A 7211-nucleotide genomic window follows, 5' to 3' on the forward strand; every position below is an offset into this window, starting at 1 on the left:
CTCGCTGATGAAATCAGGAGGCTCAACCAGCCCGCCTCCCTGAATGAAGCCGGAAAACTCCAGCCTCAGCTGGTCCAATATTTGGGGGCGGTTCACCGGCCGCGCGGGCAATCTCGGAGATGACCGCGTCTGGCTCAAAGCACGCAGCGACGAGCTGCTCTTTATCTTCGCGTGACCAACGCCGACGGCGCTCCACAGACGTGATCACCTCAATTGGATGCTTCGTCATTTGACTACTCCTAGTGTTACCACTAGGACTGGCAGTCAGCAGGCCGTCATCGCAAGACGGCCTTCACCGTGGGCTTACGGTTCAAAACTCCGGAAAACTCCAGCTCCCGCTGGCCCAAAAACGGGGAGCACCTCAACGCCCAGTGGCAGCAAAATCCAAAATTTACTTACAAATCCACAGCAATCTGCCCTAATACACCCAGAAAAATATCGCCCTTATTTGGATCGCAGGGCATATCAAGATTGGTAGGGAACGTCTTTGTGCTCTCTGAGAAGTCGTTATCTAGTATTCTTACAAAAGTTACTTCAAGGCTGTCTGGAATAAGAACTCCGCCGATGAGAGCCACATGTCCGTAGTTGTTGGCGTGCACATGCACAACGCGATGTGTCAGATTGAGCTTATCTAAGGTATCCACAAATCGTCTTAGATGATTTGGGTCGTACAGGTGCGTGAGCCAATGAAACTCAATCACTAACTGAGAAAATTTGTTCAGTGTCTCGGACGTCTCCTCCTCAAGGGTGCGCCACTCCGACCCCTCAATATCCATCTTCAGGATGAGGTCACTACGGTCGGAATGTCCATTGTCATCAAGGACTTGAGATAAACTCTTTAACTCTCGATCCGATGCGCTTCGCGGCCCGATTCCGAGTTTGTGCCAATGGAAGTTGACGTGATCGCGTGGTAATCGGTTTATCGTGTGATCGTATTGAAAGAGATCACAACCACGCTCAGCCATATCGAGATCCCACGACACATCGTCACTAATCCCTAGGCTATATGCCACTGTGGCGCGCAAGCCATTATCCAGCATGACATATCCACCATCAAAATCGCGTCCGACCCTTACCATCCTTCCGCCTATTACGTCATATGGCTTTACCAAGCCCAATATTTTAAGCGCGTGAGAACGTAACGCCACATTAGGCATATTGATAATGTTCTGCACTGGATAGCGCGAGTTCAACCCATCCAATATTCCCTCGATTTTTTGAAGTTTTTCATTGCAGTCGGACTCTGAACTGTCAATTCGAGACTTTAAGCTCGTCAGAGCTCCGCCAAACTCTTCCCCTCTTTTGAAATTCAGACGTTCAAGATCTTCAACTTCTCTTAACTTATTTTCAAAAAAGGAAAACTTGTTATCGAGCCTAAAGCATAACTCGAGGCTTTTTAGTATTCTTACGAACTTATTTTTGCCTTTTTTGGGCATTGGTCTGTCCTCACCAATGGAATTCATCTGAAGACCTCCATATTTGTATTGAAGCAACGCCCAATCTGAAAATCCGCCAAGAAGGCAGGTCACGAACTAGTAATTTGGCTCAGAATTTGACGTAAGTTGGCGATTTTACGCGCCTGGTGTCTTCGTTGTTTCTTGAACGGGAGAACGGCCAAGCGCTTCAGCTTAAAAAAAGCGATTAATATCCGTATTTCTTTTTTTGACAGCCCCGCCGGTACTCGAGACAAACTACTGAGTTTCTCTCGATTGTGGAGTAACTGCCAAAGATATTCGCTCTCCCTTCGCGCCGCTTTCAACGCCCTGAAGGCGCCTTCATCTTTAAACCGCTGCGCGTTGTCCAAGGCAAGCCAGATTTCGGGCTCGACATTTGACTCCATAGCGGTAATCGCAGTGCGGATATTTTGGATAACAGCCTTGGTTTGGTTCAGGAAGTATCGTCCATATTTCCCATCCGGCTCCAAATAAGTCCCCTCACACCACTCATTCCAAGAATGAAGAAATACAATCCGCTCCTCAGGACAACTGCGGCGATATGAATCAAGTAGGGCTTGAGATAGCCAGTTTCTGTACCCGTCACCGTGGTTATTCGTGTGAACTATGGCGCGCAACCCATAACGAGCGGTATTATCCCAAGGCAGCATGACAGTTCGAAAACGCCGTTTTTCCAGATATCTGCTACCGGCGTGAAATGATGCGAATTTCTGATAGTCAATTAGACGACCTGTGAAGCCCTCGACCATTTTCGGAGCGTCTTCTTTATCGACCTCTACGTTATCGGGCGTAAGGTTTGACGGAATTTCGTATGAGGCGTCGAAGCCGTAAACTCTTGGGTGCTCTTCGTCACGTATCCAGTCTTCCGCTTTGATGAGATAAAGACCTGGAAAGCCGTTTGCCAAGGCCTCCTCGCGCCAACGATCGGTTGTCTCCAATATATTCGGAAACAAATGGGTCTTGTACACCATCAAAACGGGCTTCCCGTTTATTTTCACGTAGCGGGAGTCGCGGAATGTCTCAAAAAGCTCCCGAATAAACATTAGGTCATCGAAATCGGAATGCTCTTGAGCAACTATCAGTTCTTGGTCGCCGCCGTCCCAGCGCTTGCTCCAATTTTCGTTTGCCCACAGGAATAGGAATGGTGCTGTCGCATCCGATTTTATGTAGTTCTCGATCGGTTTATAGAGAATTTTTTGACCAGCAAAGTAGTAATAATAGAAACAGAAACCATCTATTCCGTGCTGGACTGCCAGATCTATCTGCTCTTTCATCACTTCTGCTGCACGAAGGTCGTAAAAGCCCAGCTCTCCAGGAATTTTAGGTTGATAGTGTCCGGCATACAAAGGGCTAGCTTTAGTTACATTATGCCACTCTGAGAAGCCCATTCCGTGAGCCCAATCATTTTCCGGCATTGGGTGAAATTGCGGCAGGTAGAACGCAAAGGTTCTAGGGAATGTCTTGGTGGCTGGTTTGCTACTCTCTAGTTTGCTCGGTACTGTCGGGAAATCGAGGGCCTCCGATAATGTAGTATCTGCACCTCCTTCTTGCGGGCCAGCAAGAGTACGGCGTTTGGTGGAAGTCGTAGTGACCTGTTCCGCCTCTCCTTCGATGGTCCAGTTTGCTGACGTATTGAAAATTTGCCAATAGCGTCTAGAGTGGCCGCTGTTAGTCAAGTAGTGCAACAAGGGAGGCACACCGGTAGCCGCAACTTCGGGATAGGTCTTGAGATACCATGCACTATCGAAACCTGGCAAAGTTGCTGTCGAGCGCTCTCCGCGTGTAAACAAAAAGTGATCAATCGGATCGATATCTGAACCGTCCAGATCTGGAGTGTGCAGGCGGTACCAAGCCTCATCGAATATCCCGCTCAAGCGAACTATACCACGTTCGTGGGGGGTCACAGTCGAAATCGGACCTATTGGTTCTCCCGGGCGCCTTGCGTTTCCGCTAACGGCCGCATTATTTACATATTCAACGGCGCGCGTTACTTCGTTGACGGAAATATCAACAACATTCCCGACAAGGTTGCGAACAATTTTTACTCCTGCGTCGTTGCTGGCGTAGTAACCCGTGTACGGATTGTATTTGCGAAACGAGGCATGGCGGCCTAGTAATATAATGCCGGGGATCTCCTGGGCATTCGCCATATGTGCAGGTCCGCTATCGATCCCTAGGAAAAATCGCGCACCGGCGATTACGGCCGCAGTCTCGAACAATGTTGTCTTGTTGATAAGGTTGACAACGTTACCCTCCAGCGGACTAACGTCAGATGTTCCGGCCCCGATTTCCACCACGGGCAAACCTTGTTTTTCCTTGATGTGAGTAACCAATTCCAGCCATTTTTTATCATCCCAGTCCTTAATCAACGAATTGGAAGACCGATGGATCACGCAATATTCTTTTGGCAAATTAAGCGCACGAATAGATTCTTTTGCCGTTTCCGGTACGTATAGGCGTGGCTGGGCTGATAATGGCGGTAAGCCAGCGCCAATTGAAAAGGCCTCTAGAAGTGCACCATAATCAAACCACTCATAAACACTTACAAATGGATGGCCGTGCTCTTTTATAAGAGGAATCCGGCAGCACTCACACACACGATAGTTGACGTGGAGATCCACAACGAGATCAAACGCGTTATGATTTGAAAGTTTGATCCAATCCGTTAAGCAATCGACCGCTATTGTTTCATCAACAAAGGGGTTAGTATCGACCAATAATCGAAATTTTTTTGAGACAACCCAGGTGATCGTTGAATCCGGGTACTTCGCCTTAAGATACCGAACAACCGGTTCACAAGCGATAATATCACCGATATGCTCGATGAGAGCGACAACGATCTTCAAATTTGCCACGAAAACTTAGTCCTTTGTAATAAAATACAGCATTGTGTATGATTGGTAATGTCAATCGTTACGAGACCGCAGACACCGCGAGTCCATTCCGCTGACAAATACCTCAAATTCACCAATCCAGAGTGAGCTGTAAATTTCTAAGCGCAAAAACGCAAGGCCGAAACTGTCTAGAATGTAGCACCTTCAAGCCCTCGTTTTCGGCAGTAATTATGCACTAGTGTGGTGCAGGTGACGAAACCCAGAGGTATGACGCCGGCAAAGCTTACACGCAAAAAAAAGATCCAGAAATGATCGAGCGCGTCATCGCCTACGAAGCCAAGCGAACTGATGGGGTTGTCTAATCGCAGCTGGGGCGTCAAGATTGAATTTGTCTGAAGATCGCTGCCGGGTGCATGGTTGTCTTCGCGGTCGACATCAGCCGCCGCATGATGAAGCTACGTAGCACGAACCTTCAATGTGGACGACGCATTCAGCTGCGACAGCGATGCAACCCCATCAACTGAATGGCTCGGCTCACGTCCCGGCGGGGACGCTTCAAGCGCTCAGTTGTTGAGCGCTAGCAGGTACCATTCGGTCACGCCCGCAGTCGGATTGAAGAACTCTTCCGTTTTCAGCATGGTGTGCATGATGACAGCCAGCTTTCGCGCGACAGCCACGGCAGCTCTTTTAAAGCCGATCCTCTCTCGCAGCTGAAGCCCCCATGTTCGCAATGAACTCTGTTTGGAACTGCGCGTGAGAATGACCGAAGCCGCTTCGTATAAGAGCCCACGCAAATGGCGGTCTCCGCGTCGGGATATGTGTCCATCATAATCGACTTCACCGGATTGGTAGCGGCGCGTGCTGAGGCCGATCCATGCAGCCACGGATCGTGACTTCCTGAAGTTTTCCGGCTCTTCAATGGCGGTAGCAAAAGATGTCGCAGTTATTGCGCCCACTCCGGGGATGGACATAAGGATGCGGCAGGCCTGGCTTTGACGGGCATCAGCGACCAACTGACGCCCGAGGTCCGCGGCGCGAGCCCGGAGACTTTTCCAAGCATCGAGACGCGGTAGCACGATATGGGCGAGATCATCAAGGCTGGAAGAAGATTTCGTTCGTTCTTCTCGAACACGCTCGCTTTGCCGGCCGGAACGACCAGGCCGAACGTCTTCATGATGCCACGGATCTGATTAGAAAGTTCGGTCGTCATATGGACCAAGCGGGTGCGGGCGGCGACGAGCGTGCGCGCTAACATGCTATCAAACCCCTTCACGCGTACTTCGCGAAAGAATTCCACTTCCGCCAGGCGGGCCAGCCCATCGGCGTCGTTCGCGTCCGTTTTGTTTGTCGCCATGTCGAGAGCCGCTTTAGCGTGTCGCGCATCAATGCAGATCACGGGAAGCCCTTCGGCTCGAAGCGCATGATAGAACCACACCGAGAGCGGCCCTGTTTCAAACACCACGCGGTTCACCATCGGTGCCCGCTTGCGGATTAGATCGGCAATGATGTGAGGATAAGATATGCATTTCCCACGCCAAACACGCACCCCATCCCGGCGGATTGCAACTCCAGTCTCATTTATTGACACGTCGAGGCCGATACATTCTTCCATGGCTGTTCTCCTTTGATGCTGGGCCCGGCGTCCAGTCGAGAGCCCGTACTTCATCTTATCGGGGAACAGCCGCCATCCAAGATCATGATCGGCTCGAGAGGGGCAGCGTTCCCGCGATTACCCCATGTGGATGCCCCCTCCGGCCGGCATCGGAGTATGATGCCTGCCCAGCGCCATGGTGGCGCTCACGGAGGAAAGACAGATGACTGAACTGCCCCCCATTTCGACCGGACAGTCGGCATAAGCAGAAAGGCTCAAGCACAGGCTTGGGTATAGGCTTATGTCTAACGAGTACCGACACGTTGAATTGCTGACGGGTGATGTTCGCCGCAGGCGGTGGACAACCGAGCAAAAGCTGACGATCATTGAGCAGAGTTTCGAACCAGGCGAGACGGTATCGTCCACCGCTCGCCGCCATGGCGTCGCGCCCAATCTGCTTTATCGGTGGCGCAGGCTCTTGAGCGAGGGAGGTGCTGCAGCTGTGGATTCTGACGAGCCGGTGGTCGGCAATTCGGAAGTGAAGAAGCTGGAAGATCGCGTCCGCGAGCTGGAGCGCATGCTCGGCCGCAAGACGATGGAGGTCGAAATCCTTCGGGAAGCCTTGTCCAAAGCAGACTCAAAAAAACGGATATCGCGGCCGATCTTGTTGCCGAAGGACGGTTCGCGATGAAGGCCGTCGCAGATACGCTGGGCGTATCCCGTTCTAACCTCATCGAGCGGCTGAAAGGCAGATCGAAGCCGCGCGGCTCCTATCACAAGGCCGAGGATGCAGAGCTTTTGCCCATCATTCGCAGGCTGGTAGATCAAAGGCCAACCTATGGCTATCGGCGGATCGCCGCGCTCCTCAATCGCGAAAGGCGAGCCGCCGATAAGCCTGTCGTCAACGCAAAACGGGTTCACCGCATCATGGGCAACCACGCCATGTTGCTGGAGAAGCATACGACCTTTCGCAAGGGCCGCATCCATGACGGCAAGGTCATGGTCATGCGCTCGAACTCGCGCTGGTGCTCGTTTGCGCAAGCACTCAATCTGACGCCCTGCCTCACGCCGGTGGCCAGCCCCCAGTCGAACGGAATGTCCGAGACATTCGTGAAAACCCTGAAGCTAAACTACATCCGCATCTCGGCACTACCGGACGCCGAAACGGCGCTCCGGCTTATCGACGGTTGGATCGAGGACTACAATGAAATCTATCCCCATTGTGCGCTCAAGATGGGTAAGCGGCAAGGAGACCCCATCTGGCGCGGCTGATGCTGAGTAGGGTATGTCGGGCATACGAGTTCTCTGAATGTGAGGAACTATGTCTAGACC

The 7211-nt window shown here is 51.5% G+C and carries 3 protein-coding genes and 2 pseudogenes; 1 reads left to right on the forward strand and 4 read right to left on the reverse strand.

The features are described 5' to 3' along the window. Window positions 1-22: 22 nt before the first annotated feature. The 4 genes and pseudogenes from ACFVTJ_RS25250 to ACFVTJ_RS25265 form a co-directional block, all read right to left on the reverse strand. Window positions 23-229, reverse strand: coding sequence for a transposase (locus tag ACFVTJ_RS25250; protein ID WP_386911252.1), 207 nt, complete (start codon window positions 227-229; stop codon window positions 23-25). Between the two features lie 166 nt (window positions 230-395). After that, complete coding sequence (locus ACFVTJ_RS25255) at window positions 396-1463, reverse strand: hypothetical protein (protein WP_386911253.1); 1068 nt, start codon at window positions 1461-1463, stop codon at window positions 396-398. 62 nt (window positions 1464-1525) lie between these two features. Beyond that, window positions 1526-4309 carry a glycoside hydrolase family 99-like domain-containing protein gene (locus ACFVTJ_RS25260; RefSeq protein WP_386911254.1) on the reverse strand — a complete coding sequence of 928 codons (2784 nt, stop codon included), beginning with the start codon at window positions 4307-4309 and terminating at the stop codon, window positions 1526-1528. A 542-nt stretch (window positions 4310-4851) separates the two neighbouring features. Beyond that, window positions 4852-5900, reverse strand: a pseudogene (locus tag ACFVTJ_RS25265) (IS110 family transposase). A gap of 280 nt (window positions 5901-6180) precedes the next feature. Here ACFVTJ_RS25265 and ACFVTJ_RS25270 point away from each other — a divergent pair. Continuing rightward, window positions 6181-7151: pseudogene (locus ACFVTJ_RS25270) on the forward strand (transposase). Window positions 7152-7211: the final 60 nt, after the last annotated feature.

The organism is Agrobacterium sp. NPDC058088 (assembly GCF_042885035.1).
Classification (GTDB): domain Bacteria; phylum Pseudomonadota; class Alphaproteobacteria; order Rhizobiales; family Rhizobiaceae; genus Agrobacterium.